The sequence below is a fragment of the Pirellulales bacterium genome (assembly GCA_036499395.1).
Lineage (GTDB): Bacteria > Planctomycetota > Planctomycetia > Pirellulales > JACPPG01 > JACPPG01.
The window spans coordinates 40,535-63,777 of record DASYDW010000030.1 but is presented as its reverse complement, the minus strand read 5'-3'; the positions used below and the strand labels follow the sequence as shown (position 1 = coordinate 63,777).

The window sequence follows — 23,243 nt, the reverse complement described above, 5'->3', positions numbered from 1 at the left end:
TATCTGCGTTGCCGCCGCGGGCGACGTCGATCGGCGTGCCGCGACGAATGGTCTCGAACGGTCGTGTCAGCAAGAGGGTAACCATGCGTTTCCAACGAAGGGTCAAGCCGCGCGAGTTGCACCCGGTGCGCGCCGCGCTCGCACTCGAACCGCTCGAGTCCCGCCGCATGCTGGCGGTATTTGCGCCGCTCGACGGTACCGACCTGGCCGCTGACATTTTGCTGGCCAGCAGTAATGGCGACAGCTCGAATACGATACAGCTCGGCGCCGGAACGTACACAATGCCCGCCAGCGGCGCGGGAAACAGTTCCGGAACGATCGCCAATGCTCTTGTGGCGCCCGGCGCCCTGCACATCGTGGGCACGAGCGCGGCCGACACCATCGTGACAGCCGACGCAGGCAGCCGCGTCTATCAGTTCGTCAATCAGAACGTGTTGTTGAAGGACATCACGATCCAAGGCGGATACGCCTTCGATGGCGGTGTGCTTGGCGGAGGCGATGCGCTCGGGGGCGGAATCCTTATCGATGGTGGGCAAGTCACGCTCAGCAATGTCATTGTCAAAAGCAACAGTGCCGTCGGCTTCAGTGGATTCGGTGGACAAAACGGCTCACTCGCGCAAGCCGGCGGCAATGGCCTCGACGGCGGCAACGCCTACGGCGGCGGAATCTATCTCGCAGCCGGCACGCTGAACCTCGTCAACTCGACGGTCGAGAATAATCGCGTCAAGGGTGGCATCGGGGGTTATGGAGGCGCCGGCGGTTGGGCCAGCGCCTCAGGTGCGACGGGCGCAGCAGGCGACAACGGCGACGACGGTGAGTTCGGCGATCCCAGTTTCGAGACCGGCGAAGTTGGCGGCCGCGGCGGCGATGGCCGCTCGGGTCAGCCGGGCGACGACGGCGAAGAGCCAGCTACCGAAGGAGCCAAGGGAGGCGACGGCGGTGATGGCGGCGATGCGGGGGGCGGTGGCATCTATGTCGCCGGCGGACAACTAACCATTAGCCATACGACGATCACCGCCAATACGGCCACGGCCGGCGCCGGCGGCGCGGGGGGCGGCGGTGGTGGAGGAGAACGCGGCGGCGCCGGTGGACACGGCGGCATCGGCGGTGATGCCGGCCAAGGTGGCTTCGGCGGCGACGCCGGAGGGTTCAACGCGACCGATCCCATGGCCAGCACCACTGCGGGAACGCCCGCCGCCAATGGCGGCGCCGGTGGCAACGGTGGCCGCGGCGCCAAAGGGGGCGACGGCGGCGATGGTGGTGACGCGGGCGAAGGAGGCGATGGCGGCGACGGTGGCAGCGCGCAAGGTGGAGGCATCTTCGTCGCCGACGGCACCGTGAATCTCGTTCAGCCGACGTTGACCAACAATCAGGTATTCGGCGGCGCCGGCGGTGGTGGTGGCTTCGGCAACCTCGGCGGCGATGGAGGGCTCGGTGGCCACGGCGGCGGCGGCGGCAGCGGTGGAGGCGGTGGGCCCGGCGGATGGGCCGGAGGATCGTTCTCCTACTATCACCCGATTCGCTGGGGCCAGCTCGGCGGAGTCGGCGGTGACGGAGGAGCCGCAGGTCACGGTGCATCAGCCGCGCCTGGCGGAGCAGGGGGCGGCGGCGCGGACGGCGCGGACGGTGGCAATGGCGGTGATGGAGGAGACGGGCAGGGGGGAGCGATCTTCATCGCGGCCGGCAGCGTGACGTTCAATGGCGGCGGCATTAACAGCAATAGCGCCGCAGGAGGCGAAGGAGCCCGCGGTGGCGAAGGTGGCACGGGCGGCGGCGGTGGATCAGGCGGGGACGGAGGCATTGGCGGCGGTGGCGGTGAAGGGGGCGGCGGCGGAGATGGTTGGGACCCGCAATTCCGAACAGGATCGCATGGCGGCAACGGTGGTCGCGCCATGAAAGGGGGCGCCGGAGGACGCGGGGGATCAGGGGGCGTTGGTGGTACTGGGGGCGGAGGCGGTAATGGTGGCGACGCAGGCGCCGGCGGCAATGGCCAAGGGGGCGGCATCTATCTCGCCGGTGGCACGCTCGCGCTAACGAGCGTTTCGCTCGACGCGGATCAGGTCTTCGCGGGCGCGGGGGACGATGGTGGCGACGGCGGTCGCGGTGGCTCGGGCGGATCAGGCGGCAGTGGCGGCGCCGCAGGACTTGGCAGCCATGGCGCCGGCGCGATTGTCACAGCGCAGAGCGGTTTGACTGCCGCGATACGGAGTAGCGGTGATCTTTCCTTCAGCCCAGCAGCCGATCGCGCTACGCGCAATGGTGGTCGCGGAGGAGTTGGGGGCGCTGGCGGAACGGTTCACAAGGGCACGCCCGGCGATGGCGCTGACGGCGCCGACGGCGGCACCGGCGCTGATGGCGGTCGTGGTGGCGACGGTGCATCGGGCGGGGCAGGGGGGAATGGCGGCGCCGGAGGCTCCAGTGGTACCGCACTAGGCGCGGGCATTTTCCTCGAGGGAGGAGCGCTTACGTTTTCGCCGTCGCTCACGATCACCAACTCGCAGGGATTTGCTGCGGCGGCAGGGGGCGGTGGTGGAGGGGGTGACGGAGGAGATTTTGGCCTGCACGGCACGGGGGGCTCGGCAGGGCAGGGGGGTGGACTCGGCACCGGCGGATACCCCGGCCACGATTGGGATTACACGGCCCACGGCGGCACTCACGTGATTGCTTCTGGCAAAGCAGGCGCGAACGGAAACAAAGGGGCCACCGGCGCTTCGGGACTCGATGGACAGGATGGCAATACGGGGGCGCAAGGTGGCGAAGGGATGTTCGGCATCGGCGGCCAGGCATCGAACGCTGGCATCTTCATTCTCGGCGGCACGATCACGCACGCCCAAGCCACGACGCCCACGGTCCAGGTCACCTCGGGGACGAATCCTGTCGGCGCGGGCCAGGATGTCACCTTCACCGCTCGCGTAATTTCCAACAGCGGGACCTCGACCGGCGCGGTCATGTTTATGGATGGCACGACCATTCTTGGGACCGCGCAACTGACACCCGTCATCGCCGGTGTGCCGCAGGCCGTCTTCACGACGCAACTGCGCGCTGGCACCCACAACGTCACAGCCGTGTACTCCGGCGACTTGAACTTCAATCCCGCCACATCCCCGCCCCTCACCGAGCAGGTGGCCGATCCGCCCGAGGTGACCAGCGTCATCGTTGCTGGCACGTCGTGGTCCAGCAGCTTCCGCAATACGCTGGTCACAGCCGGAACGGGCAACGGCACCGGCTACGAGATTCCCGGTGGCGCCGCGCAGCTTGCGCCTCTAGGTTGGGGCAACGTAAACCAGGTCCAGATCGCTTTCAACACGGATGTCACGCTCAGCGCCAGCAGCTTATCCGTGACGGGCGACACCTCGGGCGCGTATGCCATCTCCGGCTTCACCTACAGCCACACAACGCACATAGCGACGTGGACTCTTGCGCGGCCGCTGTCACACGATACGATTCATTTGGCGTTGCAATCCACCGGAGCGAACGGCGTTGATGATTCTCTTGCCAATCCGCTGGACGGCGAATGGTCGGACGGTGCGAGCAGCTATCCCTCGGGGGATGGCTTCGGCGGAGGAGATTTCAATTTCGCACTGCGTATTCTGCCCGGCAACGCCAACGGCGATAACATCGTGAATGCGCAGGACTTGGCGCTGGTTTCCTCGAATTGGTTAAAGGCCGGCCCTACGGGGGATGTCAACGGCGACGGGATCGTCAACGCTCAGGACCTGGCGATCATTTCCTCGACATGGCTTTCGAGCCTACCGGCTGCCCCGGGAGGTGGAGCAAACTCGCTCGTTCAGAATGCAACCGCAGTCCCCTCGACCAGCGTGGCGACAACACCTGTGACGGTGATTGCCACGGTAGCCACGACTGTCGAATCAGTGATTCTGGGACCGTTCGACCCAAGCCTGTTGGTTTCGGCCGGGCTGCGGGAGGCCGGCTCTGAGGCAGCTCGAGTCGTATCGTCCATTGCCAGTGCGAACTCACCTTCCACCGGCAATTCGCTAGTCGGCCCGTCGGAGCAGAGTCGGGTAGCACCGTCCGCCGCGCTCGTTGCAACAACGAACAACGCTGTGAACGTTTCGGCGCCCGAGATCGTGCCAACATTAGAGTCAGGTGGTTCCCGCGCGATCGCTTGGGGACCATTGGACGAATGGAGTGCGACGGTGGACGAAGAGCTGATTTCGCTCTTGGCCGCTGCGGCATCCAGGCCACGGTAGCGCGGTCGTCTCGCGGGTTGCCGCAATCCTTCGAAACCGCATGCATGATCGTCGCGCGCGATTTCATGACGACCATGTCGCTTTCGATTCAGCCACAGCAATCCGTCCCGGGTCTGCAGTAACCCCGAAAAACTCGGGAAGTTAATTGATAAAGATTCTTGGCCCACGATTTGCTTTACCCTCAGAACAGAGCCGCCGACGGTTGCAAAGGCGAAGCGGGTTCGACGTAGGTCGGATGAGCCGAGCCGGAGCGAAGAGTCGACGGCTCGATTTTTTTTGCTCTGATGAAACCTCACGGTGATTAGCAACGGACGAATCTTCCCTCAACGCCTATAATGTCTGGGCAATAGATAGCGGGCGAATCGTTAGAAGTCGCCGCTGTTCAGGGCCGCGACGCGAGGGAAACACCTGTGGCCAATCGCCTCAATGCGGTTTCGCAAAACGTGCCGGGCACATTCTTCGTCGATACGACGTGCATTGATTGCGATGCGTGCCGGCAACTAGCTCCGACGGTGTTTGGTGATACTGGGGAGTATTCGTTCGTCGCCTCCCAGCCCTCCTCGCTCGAAGAAAACCGCGCAGCGCTGCGGGCTCTCTTGACCTGCCCTACCGGCTCGATTGGAAGTTCGGACACTGGAATGTTGGGCGAGGTCCGGCACGATTTCCCTTTACCACTGGCGGAGGACGTCTATTTCTGCGGTTTCAATTCCGCCAAATCGTACGGCGGCAACAGCTACCTGGTGCGTCACCCGGCCGGCAACTGGCTTGTCGATTCGCCCCGATACCTCGAGAGCCTGGCAAGGCGGCTCGACGCCCTGGGAGGCATCAGCCATATCTTCTTGACGCATCGCGACGATGTTGCGGATGCCGCCAAATACGCGCGGCGTTTCGGCGCGCAGCGCATCATTCACCGTCGAGAACTCGCGGCACAGCCCGATGCCGAGATTGTGCTGGACGGGTTCAGCGACCAGACATTGAACGACAATTTTGTCGCCATCCCCACGCCGGGACATACTGCGGGGCACTGTGCGCTACTGTATCAGCAGAAATTCCTTTTCACCGGAGACCATTTGTGGTGGGACAACTCGAAACACCGTCTCGGCGCGTCGCGCGACTACTGCTGGTGGTCCTGGCCTGAGCAGGTACGATCGCTCGCGCGCCTGCGCGCATTGAACTTTTCGTGGATTCTGCCCGGGCACGGCGAGCGTTACACGTGTTCCGCCGACGAAATGCAGAAGCATTTGGACCAATTGCTCGCTCGTCTCGGTGCCGAGGATCTGTCCCCTACAAGTTGATTGCTTCTCACGGTTCTCATTGCGACACAATTCAGACGCTCCCCGCACGTTAAATACCGCCGCACATTCATTGATTACAGGTGATGACATGACCGAGCCGAACCGTCGTGATTTCCTCCAAGTCGGTGCCGCCGGAGTGGCGGCCGTGGCTCTATCGAACACCGCGCACGCCGAAGACAAGAAAAACAGCGGCGATATCCCCCTGCGTCCGTTCGGACGAACGGGAGAAATGGTCAGCGCAATGGCCCTTGGGGGACACGCCTGCTCGAATCCCAAGAAAATGGACGAGGCCGCAAGCCTGCGCCTGATTCGCCGCGCCGTCGATGAAGGGATCACCTTCATGGACAACAGTTGGGATTACCACGATGGGCTAGCCGAAGAGCGCATGGGCAAGGCGTTGTCCGAGGGAGGCCGGCGGGACAAGACCTTCCTGATGACCAAGGTTTGCGGCCGCACTGCCAAGGAAGCGCAGGCCAACCTGGAAGACAGCCTCCGTCGGCTGCAAACCGATCGCCTGGATCTGTGGCAATTCCACGAGATCGTCTACGACAACGATCCCGATTGGATCTTTGCCGACGACGGCGCCATTCACGCGGGACTGAAGGCCGTCAAGGACGGCAAGGTGCGCTATCTCGGCTTCACGGGGCACAAAGATCCGTTGATCCACCTGAAAATGCTCGCCAAGCCGTACGAGTGGAGCGCCGTGCAGATGCCGCTGAACGTCATGGACGTCCATTACCGCAGCTTTCAGAACCAGGTTCTGCCCAAACTGAATGAACGTGGCATCGCCTCGCTGGGCATGAAAAGCTTGGGCGGAAATGGCTCGATCGTCACCAAGGCCGGCGTCCCGATCGACGACGCGCTGCGCTACGTTCTATCCCTCCCGATCACGACGCTCGTGAGCGGCATCGATTCCGAGGCTGTGCTGGATCAGAACCTGCGAATTCTGCGCTCTTTTAAGCCACTGACGACCGCCGAGCGCGAGAAAATCGAAGAGCGCACCTACAAGCTGGCCGGCGACGGCCGTTACGAGCTGTTCAAGTCGTCGAAGGCGTTCGACGGACCGGTGCATCGCAAGCAGCACGGCTTTGATCTGGAGCAGAAGGCATAGCGCGGCGCCCGCACCGAGTTCAACGCGACTTCTTAATCGATTTCGCTCGCTCATTGCCCGCCCCAGTAGCCTGTCTAGCCAGATCGGACAGGCAGGCCGAACCGGGGCGAAGTTGCCGATCGTTGGGGTGCGTCCCGCCACGAGGTGGCCGATTGGCCCGTATAACCGGACAGCGATGGCGGCACGGCATCCGAGCGCGTGCTATGAACAGTTAAGCACCCCGGTTTGCGCCTTTTTCGTGCAACATTTGAACTATGTCCACGACCCTCGCCGCACCCTCGACCGAAACCACTGCCTTGCATGGCGGTTCGAGACTCGTGATCGTGGCGGCGATCTGCGGCAACCTGGCGCTCGCCGCGACAAAGCTCCTGGCAGCGTTTGTCACGCATAGCTCGGCGATGCTGGCCGAGGGCATTCACTCGTCGATCGATACCGGCAACGGCTTGCTCCTACTGTGGGGCTTGCGACAAAGCCGCAAGCCCGCCGACCGGATGCATCCCTTCGGTCACGGTCTGGAATTGTATTTTTGGTCCTTCGTCGTCGCGGTGATGATCTTTGGCGTCGGCGGCGGCCTGTCGTTATATGAGGGCGTGCAGCACCTGTTGAATCCGCGCCCTATGCAGCACATCGTGTGGAACTACGTCGTGCTCGGTTGCGGCTTTGTCTTCGAAGGCATTTCGCTTCATTTCGCGCTGCGCGAGTTTTTGATGGTCAAGGGAGAACAGAGCGTTTGGGAGGCGATTCACACCGCCAAAGATCCGACGCTGTTTGCAGTGCTCCTCGAAGACTCGGCAGCCATGCTAGGGCTGACCGTCGCTCTGGTCGCAATCACATTCGGCCTGCTGTTCGACAATCCCTATTTCGACGGGGCCGCTTCGATCGTCATCGGGCTGCTGCTGATGGGTGTCGCGTGGATCTTGGCCTACGAGAGCCGCAGCCTGTTGATCGGGGAAAGCGCTCCACCGGCTGTGGAAAAGAGCATTCTTTCGATCGTGACGGGTGATCCCGCCGTGGAACGATCGCGGCGACCGTTGACGATGCAATTAGGGCCGTTTGAAATCCTGGTGAACTTGGACGTGCAATTCCGTCCATCGCTGACCGCTGTCGAAATCCAAGAAGCGGTCCAGCGCCTGGAGCGCAATATTCGCCAGCGTCATCCCGAGGCAAAACGGATTTTCCTCGAAACGCAGTCGCTGGCCGACACCAGCGGCACCTTTGCTCCCCACTAGCGGCCGAATTCAATGGGCGCCAAGCCACTCCCGGCAAAGGGTGTCATCAGGGGTTCTGCGTAGGTCATCTTTCAACCGCGGTGGTCGTTGTACCATCAGCGCTCGCCGCGTCTTCGAGCTTCGGATTGCCTGGTGGCAACGTGAATGACTCTGAAAATGCCGTTTGCCGCGATTGGCACTCGACATGCACTCAAGTCATTCCAAGTACCGGCTCTTTCGATTGCACACGTGCTCAGTGTGTCAGTCGCTTGGGTACGGCGCAACGTCCTCTTTTGCCTACGGCAAAGTGCTCGACGAGGTGGCCACTTATCAATTGAAATTGAGTCAGATTGCAGGAGTTCGACATGCCTCATTTGCCGACCGATCGGACGCATTCCAACCAGGCGCGAGAGAAGCGCGACGAAGAGCTGCGAGACTTCGACCGCCCGTCGCTCGAGACAGTCTACAAAGTTTCTCAGAGGCTGTCGGTCGACGCGGACGTAAGCGGTTTACCGACCGAAGATATGATCGCCGAGATCATGTATGCCGAGTTCGGACCGCTCGATTGAAGTGGAGCACGCCGCTTCCGGATTAAACCTTCTCAAGTTCCAGCGCCATACCGCGTCGTCGGTCGTTCGCCCATCGTCGCCTGCTGCGATGCACCAACTTGACGATGTGGCGTACCGGTCTAGCTTCCGGTTCGCGCACGGTGCGTAGAAGAAACAGGCTCAAGAACCGTCCCATCGCCGAGATAAAGAAGATCGTCTTTAATCCATCGATCGAGGCGACAGCCCCGGCATCGGCGTTCCAGCCGGCGATCAGCCCGCCCACCACGGCGCCGGCCGCGGTCAACGGCCCAGTCACGGCGTTGAAAAACGCCAGATAGGTCGAACCATTTTCCGAGGGCGAAAGCTTCAATGGCAGTGCGTTCGGTCCGAGTGTGATCGGCGCCGTGACAACGCCCAGCAGATGGATGGGAATCAACATCCACAGATTCGACGACGACACCAACAACCATAACAGCGGACACGCAACGTCGGCGAAGGTTGCAATCAACACCATGCTGCGGGTTCCGAAGCGATCGCCGAAACGTGTCCACCAGCGCGTCGCCGCCAGCCCTGCAATGCTAGATAGCGTCAGCAACAAGGTGACGGTACCGAAAGACAGTTTGAGAACGGCCAGCATGTACACGGCAAAAAACGGCGTCGCCATGTTTGATGCGAAGTTCCACACCGCGTAAAAAGCGATGAGGCGTCGAAAGTTTCGATCACGCACCGGCCCGACGAGCACAGTGCGCAGCGGCGTGGTGACCGGCGGGCTGGCCGGCGCGTCGGGTATTCTGTGCAGAATCAGCAGGCCGAAGATGCCGCAGGCCATTGCCGTGGCAAAGACCGAGATGAATCCCCCCAACGAATCGGGGCGCCACTGCGTCCAACCATCGACCAACAAACCACCGGCCAGGCTCATGCCAAAGGCCAGTGCGGTGTTGAAAATGTGACGCCGGCCGAGAAATCTCAGCCGCATTTCGGCGGGCACCAGCTCCTTGATCCACGACAGCCACGCCACACCCCCGACCGAGGCGAACATGCTCGAAACGATCAGCAGACCCACGATATACCAGGCCTGCCGTTCCGGGCTGGCGCTTGAGCAGACGAAGGGAACCAGCATGATCGGCAGCCACAAAAGTCGGCTGATCCACGAGGCGATCATGCAGATGCGTTTGCGCCGGCCCAAACGCTCGACCGCGCACGCCCCAGCGAGCTGCGCCAGGTGTGCCAGCGACGTGGTGGCCGCCAAGAGACCAATCTGCAATTCGTTTGCCCCCAACCGCAGCGCGAACGCGGTCAGGAAAACGCCCCCCAGGAGCGTACACATCACCGTGGCCAGGGCCCCTTCCGCAACAGAACATTGTAAAGCCCGCTCGAAGCGTCTTGCTTCCATCGAAACTCGAGATCCCTTCGGCACAAGGTGAGGTGATTCACTGGCGAGGCGTGGATTCTAGAGAGATGGCCACTTCGGTCAACTGGAACCTTTTTTGCTTGCCGATCGGCGTCGGCCGGCACTGAACCACAGCACGTAATCGAGCGGCAGAAGTCCGCTTTTCTAGCTGAAAATCCCTTGAAACCTGGTCGGGTTGTAGCAGCCGGAACGGGTAAATCGACTCCCTTCCGATCCCTTTTGACCGGGGCTCGCCGGCGCTCGACGAGTCCCCTTCACTGTGACCTATCGTTTGAGAGTTCGCGGCCGACGGGGTTGTCGGCCGTCCCACCTGGACCGCCTTCCCCGCACGCACAAACGGCACGCAAAGTGCAATTTCGATCCGCTACCTGCGCGGGCTTTCCATGGCGATCCTTTCGCGAAGGGAGGTGTCCGATGCGCATCGGTATAAATAGCGCGGCAGTGGTTCTGGCGGCCCTCATCGCAAACATCGCACACGGAGGCGATCCGGATCAGTGGGGCGACGAGGATCCGCTGCGGGGCGCGGCGAGAATGGCCCTCACGTCCCCCTTCGAAGAGTCCAATGACCAAGCAGCTGCAACGACCGGGACATTTGCGCAGGCGGGAGTTTCAGAGGGCAATCCGACCGATCCCGCGGCGAATCCGGCACCCGTAGAGAGCGTCGATCAGTCCGACGCCCATCCATCGCCAGACAGGAATTCGCCCGCCATCGACGGTGGCCCGGTCTCGAAACGCTATCAGCCGGCCAGTGCTCGGCTAACAAAAAATTGGCGTCATGTGTACTATGGCGGGCGCCACTGGTACTTGGCCGAAGACAGCACTTGGAGGATCTGGACCGGATCCGCCTGGCGACCCGTTGTTGTAACGGGCAGCGCTAAAAACGAAGCCTCGGGCGAGGCCAGCGCAAATCCGGCCAAAGCGGCCCATCCCTCGGTCGGCCGCACGGTTGCCCAGCAACCGACAGACCAGCCAGCGCAAGACAACCCATATACGAACGATCAAGGTCAACATCCGGCGGGCCAGCAAACTGCATCCCCCTTCGACGTATTGGTTCCATCCCTTGATGAGACGGTCGACAATCCGTTCCGCGCGGACTCGAACTTGCCAGTCGATGCACCGCCAGAGGATATAGCCAGTGGCTTTAAGCCGACCAATCCTGACGCTGTGGAAGGCCCGACAATTGCCGCTTCGCTGCCGTAACGGAACTGCATCGGCCCTGGTTGCAACACCACGATGAGAATGGAATCGACATTGGGTTCGATGAAGATCTCGGCAACTTTTGGATTGCTGGTGGCACTCATGCTCGCGTTCACCGCGAGCGCGGCGGATGAATCCCCGTTTTTCGCTGACGACGAGCCGATTGCCACGTTCGCCTTGCGGGATGCAAACGGCGACGTTCCTAAACTGTTACTATTCAAAGAGCCCGATCAGGCTTCGACCGCGGCGAGCATAAATTATTGGCGCGACACGGTCGGCTACGGCAACGCCGGCGTGGTCGTCGCATTTCGCGGCATCCGCTTCGTGCGCGTCGAGCCGGGGAGCGACAACCTGTTGGTGCGCCTCGTCGGCCTAAAAAACGAATTCGAAACCACGACCGCGATTTCCTTGCGGTCGCTGGAAAGTGGCAAGCCGCAGACGCTGAAGTTCGGCCCGATCACGATGGGCTACGGTCCGGTCACGGGCACAACGGCCGTCGACATGAAGCTACGATACGAGGCCTCGACGCGGCAGCTAAAGATCACCAAAGCCACGGGCTATATCGAGTGGCAACGACTGTTCTGCGATCCGCAATCCGATGACGGTTCGCTCGAGAATCTCACCGGTCGGGTCGCCGAGATCCCGGCCGGCGCCTCGATTCTCAAGGCCGAATGACTTCAAGGCCGGCCCGCCTCTTTGTCGGCAGCCGGGCCGGTTGGACAGGGATTTAGCCGCAATCTCTCAATTTGCGGATCGAGCGAACGCCACGTCCCTCGAACGGCATTCATCAAAATCTTGCCCTGCCATCGGGGGGCGTCTAATCTGGATTGGCATTCGCATTCTCACCGCCGTGTCCGGTCCGCGGATCTTTTTCCGTCTTAGGGGTAAGAGCGTGACTCAAGAAGGCCCGCCGCTGCGCCCATCGGCGGGCGATGGTGCGAAGCCAGACGACTTGGCCGCCCATCCCGAGATCGCTCGAGCACGCGCGGGGGACGTCGCTGCGCTTGCGGAAATGCTGAATGGACTGCGGCAATACTTGCTGGCCATCGCCGAGGGAGAATTGGATGCGGCACTGCGTGGGAAACTCGGAGCAAGCGATCTGGTGCAAGAAACGTTCGTGCGCGCCCAACAACGCTTCGCGGCATTTGCTGGTTCGACCGAGGACGAACTGCGGGCCTGGGTCAGGCAGATTCTGCTCAATCAATGTCTGGATGTTCGTGATGCTTTTCTCGCCGCCAAGCGTGATATCAAGCGTGAAGTATCAATCGACGCACCGGGTTTGGTTGTGTCGCTGGTCGACGCGTTGCCGCTGGATACTCCGAGCCCAGGCAGCCGTGTCGTCGCCGCCGACGAGGACGCCCGTATGGCGGTCGCGCTCGATCAACTGCCGGCCGATTATCGACAAGTCGTGTGGCTGCGAAATTGGGAAGGGCAGGAATTCGAGGAGATCGGCCGGCAGATGGATCGATCGGCCGATGCCGTCCGGAAATTATTCGCGCGCGCCGTCGCGAAACTAGCCGAAATCCTGGACGACAAGAATGAAGAGCCTCGATCCTGACCCAAACCTGGGCGATGACGCCGGAGAAGAGTCGCTCGCCCGTCTCGTCTCTGAGTACCATGCGCAACTACTAAACGGCGGCAGCACAAGTGTCCTTGATGAACGCGTTGCGGATCTACCGGCCGGCCTGCAAGCGCGCTTTACCCAATCGAAACGCACGCTCCACCGGCTCGCACGCGCGAGTGGCGCCCGGGTCTTGCCGTTGGGCACGGACGAAGGCCGTGAATTTGCGGATCTGCAAGCGGCCTTGATGCGTCTCGCTGCGGGCACGTTGCCCGCGGAGTCGTCGGCCGATACTCCTGACCGAGCATCCGATGTCAGCGGACGTTTTGCAGCCACTCCGCCCGAACCGGCTACGGATACTGCAGCAAACGGTGACGCGCCAGAACTGCGCCGCTTAGGACGCTTTCAGATCGTACGCGAACTTGGACGCGGCGGTTTGGGAGTCGTCTTTCTCGCGCTCGATCCGGTATTGCATCGGCAGGTAGCGCTCAAGGTGCCGCGTCCGGAAGTCTTGGTGACCCCCGAAATCCGTGTCCGCTTTGAGCGCGAGGCACACGCCGCGGCGCGATTGGCGCATCCGCATCTGGTGCCGGTGTACGAGGTCGGGCATGCCGGCCCAATTCTATACATGGTCAGCGCCTATTGTGCCGGGCTGAACCTTGCCCAATGGCTACGGAAGCGCGGCCGGCCGCTGACTCCACCCCAAGCGGCCGGACTGGTAGCTACGCTGGCCGAAGCAGTGGACTATGCACATTCGCAAGGTGTGCTGCATCGCGACATCAAGCCCGGCAACATCCTGATGGAGCCGCGAATCGAGAATGGGTTCGCGGCTTCAGAACGTGACGGCAAGAACGTAACAGACTTGGCCGTCACGCCGAAGCTGGTCGATTTCGGCATGGCGCGGCTCGAGGGTACCGATTCCGGCGAAACGCGCACCGGCATCGCGATGGGGACGCCCGGATACATGTCGCCGGAGCAGGCCGAGGGACGGACCCGCGATATCGGTCCGGCGACCGATGTCCATGGCTTGGGGGCGGTACTGTACGAGTTGCTGACTGGTCGCGGCCCCTTCGCTGGTACGTCCGAGGCCGACACTCTGCGCCGCGTCTTAACGGATGAGCCGCTGCGGCCGCGGCGTATGGACGCCCGTATTCCCTTGGACCTGGAAGCGATCGCGCTGAAGTGCCTGGAGAAAAACCCGGCGGCCCGTTATCGATCGGCCGGCGCATTGGCCGTCGACCTGCGTCGATTCCTGGCTGGCCGGCCGACTGTCGCGCGGCCGCTGTCGTCGTTTTCGCGCACCGTTCGCTGGGCCAGGCGGAAGCCGGCCTGGGCAGCGCTGATTGGCATCAGTGCGATCGCGGCCTCGATTATCGCCAGTGGTTCGGCGCTGCACTCGGTGCGATTGGCCGAGGCGCTCGAAAAAAGCGAAGAGCAGCGCGTCGCGGCAAACACGAATCGTGATCTCGCCGAACAGAATCGACAGGCGATGGCACGGGAGCAAGACGCCAACGCGCAATTCTTGTACGCGGCGCGTATCAAGCAAGCCTCGCAAATGTTTGAGCACGGAAACGTCGAACAAATTGAAAGGTTGCTCGGCGAGTACGACGACGGCAAGCCGTATGCTGCCCTGCGCGGATTCGAGTGGCATTACTTGAAACGCGTGCTGAGCGAAGGCCAGAAAACATTGCGCGGACATCGGGGCGAGGTGTACGGCGTGGCCTTTTCGCCGGACAGTCGGTTGCTGGTCTCCGGTGGTGAGGATGGCACGATCCGCCTCTGGGATTCACAGACGGGCCAAGAGATACGCGTGATTCAGGCGCATCAATCCTGCACGAACGATCTCGAATTCTCGCCGGACGGCCAGTTGCTGGTGAGCGTCGGTTGCGACAATTGCGTCAAACTCTGGAACACGGCAACGTGGACCGAGATCGGGACGCTGACGAAACGGGAAAAGCCTGTGATGTGTGTAGCCTTCTCGCCCGATGGCAAGCGCATTGCCTTCGGCGAAGAGGGGAACTCAGCCTGCGTGTGGGATCTCGTCAGGCGCGAACTCGTCGCGGAATTCGCGCCCGGCGAAGGGTGTAACGCCGTGGCGTGGAGTCCCGACGGCCGTTTATTCGCCGCTGGCTCCGCAAATGCACGTATTTGGGATACAGAAACGTGGACCATAGTTGACACGTTGCACCATGCCCCGTCCCTGGCATTTTCGCCTGATTCACAATTCCTGATCGCTGCACAGCACGGCAGCGGGAACGCAACGCTATACGACATCACAACGCGACGGTCGCAGTCCATTGTCGTTTCGGCCGAGGCACTGCGCAAGGTGGCATTCACGCACGATGGCAACGCCCTGCTGGGGGCCGGTGCCGATCGCCTGATTTATGAAGTCCCTATCAGCATCGCAAACAACGATGGCGATGCGATTCGTGCGGACCAAGTCAGCGAGAGCCTGCGGGCGATGAGAGGGCACGCTGCTTGGATCCAGGACCTTGCCATAGCCCCTGATGGTGACCTGATCGCATCTGCCAGTTTCGATGGAACTGTGCGGACCTGGCATTTACAGGCGCCGCGCGCGAAACCAATCCTCCGCATCGCCGGACAGTTTCGTGCTGAATCCAAGTTCACGGCGAATTGTGAAAGATTGGCCACAGCTACCACGCCCGACCGCGTTGATGTTTGGAATTTGGATGACGGAGAATTGATAAGAAGTGTCCCCCTGCCCGGATCAAGTAATCGGTTTACAACTTTCGGCGTGTCGCCGAACGCGCCGAGAGTTATTGGGAACGATGAAACAAATTCATTGTTGCTCATCGACGGGCGTACGCCTGCCATGCCGCAGGCAATCAGCCATGGCGAGTTCTCAATAGTAAGCATGACCGATGATGGCCTGAATGCGGCAGTAATCTGCGGCGAAGGCACGGTCCACATTTGGAACTTTGGCACGCCACGCACAGAATTAATCGTTTCGCTGTCTGGTTTTGTCCATGTGCGTGACTCGCGACTGTTTTTTTCGAACGACGGGACACAGTTGGCCCTGTTTACATCCGATCCTGGAATCGTTGACGTCCGCACGGGCCAGCATCGGTCATTGCCGTTTGCCCGTAATGCCCGCGGCGCGGATTTTTCGAACGATGGTAGCCTGATCGCACATATGGATTGGGGCGGCGTTATCTCGGTGTTCGACGTGCGCTCGGGTAAACTGCTGCGGGAAATGCAACTGTCCACCCCTTTGAGTTCCGCCATCGATTTCGCCCCGGACGGTCGCACTTTGGCGACCGGCACTCAGTTCGGCGATATCACTTTATGGCACGTAGCGACGGGCCAAGAGATGGTCACGTTCTCTCCGCAAAAAGGGGCAGTCGGAAACGTGCGTTTTTCCGAAGACGGAAAAATTCTGGCCGCAGTCGTCCTTCAATATCCGCCAACCAACCCGGCGAACGAGGCGTCCGTCTACCGCTGGGCCATCAAGTAAAGCGTATGCGAAACGCCAACTGCAGCCGACGCTAACCGCGTGGCTTAGCCGGGCTGTCCTTCAACAGCCCCAGACGCATCAGGCTCTCGGCCGTCGCGACGAGCGCCTCTTCGTTCGTGCGGGGAGACCAGCCTAGCAAGCGTTTGGCTTTTTCGTGGGTCGCGTTTTTCATTTTGCCAAGCTCCGGCAGAATCTGCTTCACCGCCGGATCGCGTAGCGCTGCCAAGCGGATAAGCCAATTGGGCAGTTGGCGCGTGGGAACGCGTCGGGCCGCGGCGCCGAGACTGCCTTTCAGCGTTTTGGCGATTCCCTGCATCGTAAGGAAGTCGCCAGCCACGGCCAAGAAGCGTTCCCCCTTGGCGGCGGGATGCGTCATCGCGCGCAGATGTAAATCGGCCACATCGCGCACATCGACAATGCCGAAAGAAATCCGAGGGCAGCCTGGCAAAGCCCCGTCCATCATCCGCTGAACAACCAGGATCGAAGTCGAGTAATCAGGCCCCAGCACCGGACCGAAGACACCGACCGGATTAACGACCGATAACTCCAAATCGCCCCCTTCCTTGGCCAGAAAATCCCACGCCGCGCGCTCGGCCAACGTCTTCGATTTGACATACGGCTGTACATCCAGCCCGGCGGGATTCGTCCAGCACGTTTCGTCAAACGGCGTGCTACGCGGCGGCTGGCCATAGCCGATCGCCGCAAACGAACTGGTCAACACGACGCGCTTTACGCCCGCATCACGCGCGGCTTTCAGCACGCGCAGTGCCCCCTCGCGCGCCGGCCGGATCAGTTCATCCTCGTGCCGCGGCAGGCTAGGTGGGAACGGTGACGCCACGTGCAGAACGTACTCGCAGCCTCGGACGGCATCCGCCCAACCCGCGTCCTTCTCCAGATCTGTGGCCGTACATGTCAGGCGGTCCCCCGGCTCGGCCCCACCGACTTTCAGCATGCCGCGTACTTCCGGTTCGCGGTTCAGGTTACGAACCGTGGTGCGCACCTGATGCCCTGCGGCCAACAATTGCAAAATGCAATGCGCGCCGATAAAGCCAGATCCGCCGGTAACAAGAACTGTGCTCATCCACGCCTCGCTGGTTCAGTCGATCTAATTTCGTTTGAAACGAAAGCCTTAGCGGTACTAGTTTTGACGATGCATCGCCGGGCTGGAAGACGGCGGTACCGAAATTTTGCGCGGCCGGCTATTGTCTGCACCGCGAAAGTAGCTCAACTATGTGGAGAGCAAATCCTCTTACAGCCGCCGCTAACCGCAGAGGAGCCACCATGAGCCAGCCGATCCCACCCGGTCACGAAAACTTGATTCCGCACCTGGTGTGCGAACATTGCGCTGATGCGATCGATTTCTACAAAAAAGCGTTCGGCGCCGAAGAGATCCATCGTATGAACAGTCCGGATGGCCGCATCATGCACGCGGCGATTCGAATCCGCGAAAGCCTGGTGTTTCTCGTCGACGACTACCCGGAGTACTGCGAAGGCAAGTCCGAATCGCCTCTGAAACTTCAAGGGACAGGCGTGACCTTGCACCATTACGTTCCGGACTGTGACGCGGCCATCCGCCGCGCCCAAGAGGCCGGCGCCACGATCCTGATGCCGGCCGCAGACATGTTCTGGGGAGACCGTTACGGTGTCGTTCGCGACCCGTTCGGGCACAAATGGTCGTTCGGAACGCATCAGAAGGATCTGACGCCCGACCTAATGATGCAGGGCATGAAAGACGCCTTCGCCCAGTCGTAAGGTAAACGGTAATCAACCCTTTCGCGTTTCGGACATCGCGCCGAGGTCTGCGGTACTTCCTCTAAGGCTGGTCGCATGCTTGCATCGGCTCGATTTGCCTGTACGATCTGTGTTCGAACATAATTCGATCATCGTTCAGGCAGCACGATCCGACATGCGGATTTCACGCGTCGAAGCCCTGCGCATCCGGCAGCCCGAGTTCGAGCAATTTCCGTGGTGGTGTACGTCCCCGCTGGATCTGCTGCACGACGAGGGGAAGAAGGGGCGCGAGCGTGGGGCTGGGTTGTTCAATGTGCCGATCGACCTGCGTCAGGACCCCGTCTTTCATGTGATCGTTCGCGTGACGACCGACGACGGGCTCACGGGCCTCGGCGCCATCGGCCTCGGATCGCAGGCCATGGCCGATGCGGTCGAGCATCTGCTGGCACCGCTTGTCCTCGGGCGAAACCCGTTCGATGTCGAGCTGATGTGGGAGCTGATGTATCGCTCGACAATTAATGTCGGTCGCAAAGGACTTATCCTCGAAGCGATCAGCGGCATCGACATCGCGATCTGGGACATCCTGGGCAAGGCAACGCGGCAACCGGTTTACAACCTGCTGGGCGGCAAAACGCGCGAGCGGATCCGGGCATACGCCAGTGCGCTCTACGCTGATGAAGATCTCGACCGGCTAGCGACGATGGCTCGCGGTTTCGTCCAACGTGGGTTTACAGCCGTCAAGATGCGCTTCGGCTACGGTCCGCAAGACGGACGTCCGGGCATGCGAAAAAACGCTGAGCTGGTGCGCGTCGTACGGCAGGCGATTGGCGACGACGTTGACCTTATGGCGGATGCGTACATGGGTTGGACGTCGCAGTATGCGATCGAGATGATCCGCATGCTCGAAGAACATCACCTGGCCTGGGTCGAAGAGCCAGTATCTCCGGACGATCTGGATGGTTATGCGCGGATTCGTGCCGCCACGCGCACCGCCATCGCCGCCGGCGAACACGAATTCACCCGGTATGGTTTCAAGGAATTAATCACGCGCGGCTGCGTCGATTACGTGCAGTTGGACGTCAATCGCGTCGGTGGCGTTACCGAAGCTCGCAAGATTTGGGCCCTGGCCTCGGCTCATTCCTTGCCGGTGGTGCCCCATTCGCAGAACTATCACAATCAGCATCTGATTATGTCGCACGTGAACAGCCCATTGTCGGAATATCTTCCGCCAGACTATCGCGACGGCGATACGTTTCTCGCGGAATTGTTCGTGGGGGACGCCGTGGCTCACGACGGGTATATCACGCTGTCGGATCAACCTGGCATGGGCGTTGAACTGAATGAATCCGCGATTGCTGAGTATTTGATCCGCTAGGTTCCCAGGGATTTCGACGATGCAAACCGATTTCGCGGGCGTCTACCCGATGTTGCTCTCGTTCTTTACACGAGACGATCGCATAGACGCCAACCTGCTCAAACGACAGGTCGATCTGGCGGTCGCCTCTGGTGCCCACGGCATCGGGGTGCTGGGGCTGGCGACCGAAATCAATAAGCTCTCAACCGCCGAACGACGCGAGACGCTCGAAATTGTCGCGACGCACCTTGCCGGCCGATTACCACTATCGGTGACAATCGGCGAGAACACGGCCCGCGGTCAAATCGACTTCGCGCGACATGCTGTTGAGATGGGAGCCGACTGGCTGATTTTGCAGCCACCCCCGGTGTCGGATGTTTCCGAACTTGAACTGTTGCGTTTCTTCGGCAGCGTGGCCGATGCCGTGGCGCTACCGATCGCCTTGCAAAACGCGGCGATCTACCTGGGAATTCAACTGTCGGCCCACGGGCTGGTGGCTCTGCAGCGGCAGCATCCGAACGTCTGCTTGCTGAAGACCGAGGATCCTCCCGAGATTACAGCCCGATTGATCGATGATACCGCGGGCGCCTTTCGCGTCTTTGTCGGCCTGGGCGGGATGCACATGATCGACGAGCTTCGCGCGGGGGCCGTCGGCATCATTCCGGGCGCCGAGACAATGGACTTTACCCCGGCGATTTATAACGCGCACGTCGTCGGGCATGATGCCTCGGCCGCGACGAACTACGGGAAGATTGCTCCGTCGATCGAGTTTCTCGAACAATCGATCAACCATTTCGTGACTTGCTCACGCGAGATCGTCGCTCGTCGCTGGGGCCTGACGGAAGTACATCACCGCCTGGCCAAGGAAATGAGCCCCACGGATCGCGACATGATAGAGCGCTGTGCGGCATCGCTCGGCCCCTTTCCATTTCTTGCGGTTCAGGCAGCAGCAGGAGAGGTGCGATGACGGCGCTCGTCACATCCTCAGGCATGACCAAATCGCGACAGGCCTTCTTGGAACTGCGCGAGCAGATCCTCGACAGCCGCTTGCCGGCCGGAACGCACCTGACGCTGCGCCCCATCGCCAAGTCGCTCGGCATGAGCGTCGGCGCGGTATCGGAAGCGCTGCGCGAACTGGCCCACGAGCAACTCATTGATTTCGAGCCGAACTACGGCGCGCGGGTCAAACGTTTCGACGCCGAAACCGTACGTGGGCAGCACGTCCTGCGCATCGCCGTCGAGTGCGAGGCAATTCGGCGCTGTACCGAGCGCATCAGCGACCGGCGATTGCACGATCTCGAAGCGCTCGCGCGCGAGGTTGATCGCCTGACCGACGTGGAAGAGAACTTGGCCGACGCACGGCGAATGGATTTCGACTTTCACTTGGCAGTGGCCGAAGAGTCAGGCATCCCCACGTTGCCGGCTGTCCTGCGGTCCTGCCATCTGGTGCGCTTACTGGCGGTGGAAACGGCGTCGCGGCGCGAAGTGTCGCGAATTCCCAATCGCACGCACGTCGAATTGGTGAATGCGATTGCCGCGCGCAATGTCGAGGCCGCGGAGCAAGCGATGCGCGAGCATTGCGAGCACTCGTTGCAATTACAACTCGAACGCACGTTCGGCGAACGGCCGTTCGGCGTTTAGTGCGTCAACGACGGAGATTCGGCCCGGTGTACCTGCGACAAAAGCACATTTCGATCTGCCTCGTCTGCGTGCTCGCGCAGCTCGCGGCGGTACGTCTTGCTTGCAGCGCAGCAGCGGCCGACGAACCCGATGCTGCCATCAAAGTCGCGCCGCCCGATGGCGCCGGATTCAAGCTCTTCGAAACACAGGTTCGGCCACTCTTGGTCGAACATTGTTACGAATGCCACGGCCCCGACGTCGGTGACGGGGAAGGGGGGCTGCGACTCGATTCCAGACATGCAATTCTACATGGCGGAAAGTCGGGCCCGGCAATCGTCCCGGCTGATCCCGCCACGAGTCTGCTGATCCTGGCCGTGAAGCATGACGGCGCCGTGGCGATGCCCCCGAAGCGAAAACTCGCCCAGCGAGAGATCGATTCCCTGGCGGACTGGGTGCGGATCGGTGCGCCATGGCCCGGTGACGAAACGCCCGCTTCGCCAGGCCCGACGGGAACGGACGCGCAACCGGCTGGCGATACGTGGGACGAACAGGCCCGCAGCTTTTGGGCCTTTCAATTGCCGCGGCGAACCGAGCCGCCTGCCGTCGCCGCCTCAACATGGTCGGGCACACCGGTTGACCGGTTCATTCGCGCTAGTCTCGACGCCGCGGGACTAGCGCCTGCCCCTCGCGCTGACAAACGCACGCTGCTGCGCCGCGTGACGCTCGACCTGATCGGCATTCCGCCGACGCGTGAGGAATTGAATGCATTCTTGCAAGATAATTCTTCCGACGCCTTCGCGCGCGTGGTCGATCGCTTGCTCGCCTCGCCGCTGTATGGCGAAAGATGGGGGCGGCATTGGCTGGATGTCGTTCGCTACGCCGACAGCAACGGCATGGACGACAACCTGGCATATTCAGACGCTTGGCGTTATCGCGATTATGTAATCGCGGCGTTCAACGCGGATCGCCCGTTCGATCGTTTCATACACGAGCAACTCGCCGGAGATTTGCTGGCCTCGGACGAGCCGGCACGGCGTGACGAGTTGACGATCGCCACCGGTTTCTTGTCGATCGGCCCCAAAATGCTTGCCGAGGACGATCCTCAAAAGCAACAACTCGACATCGTCGACGAACAAATCGACACGACCTGCCGCGTCTTCATGGGACTGACGATGGGATGCGTCCGTTGCCACGACCACAAATTCGATCCCTTGTCGATGGCAGACTACTACGGGCTGGCCGGAATTTTTAAAAGCACGCGGACGATGCTTTCGTATCGGGTGGATTCGAAATGGAATGCCACCGGGCTAGGGAGCCCCGAGGCGGCGTTCCGCGTCGCAGACCTAGAGCAGATCATCGATCGCCATGACAACGCGCTCGTCAACGGCAATACCGGCGCGATGACGGCGGATGAACGCGGTGCCCATACCAAACTGCTCGAGGCGGCCCGGCAGGAATATGCCTCGCTCCCCAAGGCGATGGCGGTCGCCGAAGGGACCGGCGAGGATCAAGCGATTCTTCTGCGCGGAAATCATCTGACGCGTGGCCCCGTCGTATCTCGCCGCTTTCCAACGATCTTGGCCGGCACGGAACAACCGGCGATCGGCCGCGATCGTAGCGGCCGGCTGGAGCTGGCCCACTGGTTAACGACGCCGGATCATCCACTGACGGCCCGCGTGATCGTGAATCGAGTCTGGCGTTGGCACTTCGGGCGGGGACTGGTGCGAACCGTCGATAACTTCGGCCGCCTTGGTGAAGTCCCCTCGCACCCAGAATTGCTTGACTGGCTGGCGACCACTTTCATGGCCGACGGCTGGTCCCTGAAGCAGCTTCATCGCCACATGCTGCTCACCGAAACCTATCAAATGGCCCGCGACTGGAACGAGCATGCCGCGCAGGTCGATCCCGAGAATCGCTTGCTGTGGCATCGCGCGCGGCAACGCATGGAACCGGAAATCATCCGCGATTCACTATTGGCCGTAAGCGGTGAACTCGACCGTACCGCCGGCGGAACGTTGCTCGTGACAACGCCCTTTCAAAACCTGGGGCTGGGCGGGCTCGCACGCAAGCCGGAGCTGTACCAGTCGAATCGACGCAGCGTTTACCTGCCGGTGCTGCGCAGCGCCCTCTATGACGTATTTCAAGCCTTCGATTTCCCCGACCCGGCGACGATGAACGGCGATCGGGCAACGACAACCGTGGCGAGCCAGGCACTATTCATGCTCAACCACGAGCTTGTCGAGAAATCCGCAGCAAGGCTGGCCGACGCGATGCTAGCGCAGGCGACCGCCAGCGATAACGATCGATTCGACCTGTTGGCGCAAACCGTTCTCGGGCGCGCCGCCGTGGACGACGATTGCCACGACTGGCAAATGTTCCTGACCCGTTACGAATCCGTGCCGTCGTTGCAGACCGCCACGGCCGAGCAACGGCGCCGCGCGGCATGGCAGGGGTTGTGCCGAGCGTTGTTGGCTTCAAACGAGTTTGTTTACCTTCCCTAATGCGCTGATTTTAGAAAGTC

16 protein-coding genes are annotated in these 23,243 nt (G+C 61.5%); 14 read left to right on the top strand and 2 right to left on the bottom strand.

From position 1 onward, the window contains the following. The first annotated feature begins 83 nt into the window (after positions 1-83). The 5 genes from VGN12_05870 (at position 84) to VGN12_05850 (ending at position 8,394) form a co-directional block, all read left to right on the top strand. Entirely contained in the window at positions 84-4,211 is a 4,128-nt protein-coding gene (locus tag VGN12_05870) for an Ig-like domain repeat protein (protein ID HEY4308961.1), read from the top strand. A gap of 410 nt (positions 4,212-4,621) precedes the next feature. After that, positions 4,622-5,506 carry an MBL fold metallo-hydrolase gene (locus VGN12_05865; GenBank protein ID HEY4308960.1) on the top strand — a complete coding sequence of 295 codons (885 nt, stop codon included), beginning with the start codon at positions 4,622-4,624 and terminating at the stop codon, positions 5,504-5,506. An 88-nt stretch (positions 5,507-5,594) separates the two neighbouring features. Continuing rightward, a complete protein-coding gene (locus tag VGN12_05860) occupies positions 5,595-6,617 on the top strand; it encodes an aldo/keto reductase (GenBank protein HEY4308959.1) in 1,023 nt (340 codons plus the stop codon). A 254-nt stretch (positions 6,618-6,871) separates the two neighbouring features. Continuing rightward, positions 6,872-7,846, top strand: a complete 975-nt coding sequence (locus VGN12_05855; GenBank protein HEY4308958.1) for a cation diffusion facilitator family transporter — start codon at positions 6,872-6,874, stop codon at positions 7,844-7,846. A gap of 344 nt (positions 7,847-8,190) precedes the next feature. Continuing rightward, positions 8,191-8,394, top strand: a complete 204-nt coding sequence (locus VGN12_05850; GenBank protein HEY4308957.1) for a hypothetical protein — start codon at positions 8,191-8,193, stop codon at positions 8,392-8,394. 22 nt (positions 8,395-8,416) lie between these two features. On the opposite strand, the gene VGN12_05845 is transcribed toward VGN12_05850, so the two are convergent. Then, positions 8,417-9,766 carry an MFS transporter gene (locus VGN12_05845; protein HEY4308956.1) on the bottom strand — a complete coding sequence of 450 codons (1,350 nt, stop codon included), beginning with the start codon at positions 9,764-9,766 and terminating at the stop codon, positions 8,417-8,419. A gap of 432 nt (positions 9,767-10,198) precedes the next feature. Between VGN12_05845 and VGN12_05840 the strand changes: the two genes are divergently transcribed. The 4 genes from VGN12_05840 to VGN12_05825 all read left to right on the top strand — a co-directional run bounded on the left by VGN12_05840 (position 10,199) and on the right by VGN12_05825 (position 16,017). Then, positions 10,199-10,984, top strand: a complete 786-nt coding sequence (locus tag VGN12_05840; GenBank protein HEY4308955.1) for a hypothetical protein — start codon at positions 10,199-10,201, stop codon at positions 10,982-10,984. A 39-nt stretch (positions 10,985-11,023) separates the two neighbouring features. After that, on the top strand, positions 11,024-11,656 hold the full coding sequence (locus VGN12_05835) for a hypothetical protein (GenBank protein HEY4308954.1): 633 nt from the start codon (positions 11,024-11,026) through the stop codon (positions 11,654-11,656). A 217-nt stretch (positions 11,657-11,873) separates the two neighbouring features. After that, positions 11,874-12,539, top strand: coding sequence for a sigma-70 family RNA polymerase sigma factor (locus tag VGN12_05830; GenBank protein ID HEY4308953.1), 666 nt, complete (start codon positions 11,874-11,876; stop codon positions 12,537-12,539). Continuing rightward, positions 12,520-16,017: a protein kinase gene (locus tag VGN12_05825; GenBank protein ID HEY4308952.1), complete on the top strand. Its 3,498-nt coding sequence runs from the start codon at positions 12,520-12,522 to the stop codon at positions 16,015-16,017. The genes VGN12_05830 and VGN12_05825 overlap by 20 nt, the downstream gene beginning before the upstream one ends. A gap of 31 nt (positions 16,018-16,048) precedes the next feature. On the opposite strand, the gene VGN12_05820 is transcribed toward VGN12_05825, so the two are convergent. After that, positions 16,049-17,098 carry an aldehyde reductase gene (locus tag VGN12_05820; protein HEY4308951.1) on the bottom strand — a complete coding sequence of 350 codons (1,050 nt, stop codon included), beginning with the start codon at positions 17,096-17,098 and terminating at the stop codon, positions 16,049-16,051. 200 nt (positions 17,099-17,298) lie between these two features. Here VGN12_05820 and VGN12_05815 point away from each other — a divergent pair, with 200 nt between their 5' ends. From VGN12_05815 to VGN12_05795, 5 genes are all read left to right on the top strand, one after another. Then, on the top strand, positions 17,299-17,769 hold the full coding sequence (locus VGN12_05815; GenBank protein ID HEY4308950.1) for a VOC family protein: 471 nt from the start codon (positions 17,299-17,301) through the stop codon (positions 17,767-17,769). 154 nt (positions 17,770-17,923) lie between these two features. Continuing rightward, positions 17,924-19,123 carry an enolase C-terminal domain-like protein gene (locus VGN12_05810; protein ID HEY4308949.1) on the top strand — a complete coding sequence of 400 codons (1,200 nt, stop codon included), beginning with the start codon at positions 17,924-17,926 and terminating at the stop codon, positions 19,121-19,123. 19 nt (positions 19,124-19,142) lie between these two features. Continuing rightward, the gene (locus VGN12_05805) at positions 19,143-20,069 is read left to right on the top strand and encodes a dihydrodipicolinate synthase family protein (protein HEY4308948.1); all 927 of its coding nucleotides are present in this window, start codon (positions 19,143-19,145) and stop codon (positions 20,067-20,069) included. Further along, on the top strand, positions 20,066-20,743 hold the full coding sequence (locus tag VGN12_05800) for a GntR family transcriptional regulator (GenBank protein ID HEY4308947.1): 678 nt from the start codon (positions 20,066-20,068) through the stop codon (positions 20,741-20,743). The genes VGN12_05805 and VGN12_05800 overlap by 4 nt, the downstream gene beginning before the upstream one ends. A gap of 26 nt (positions 20,744-20,769) precedes the next feature. After that, entirely contained in the window at positions 20,770-23,223 is a 2,454-nt protein-coding gene (locus VGN12_05795; protein HEY4308946.1) for a PSD1 and planctomycete cytochrome C domain-containing protein, read from the top strand. Positions 23,224-23,243: the final 20 nt, after the last annotated feature.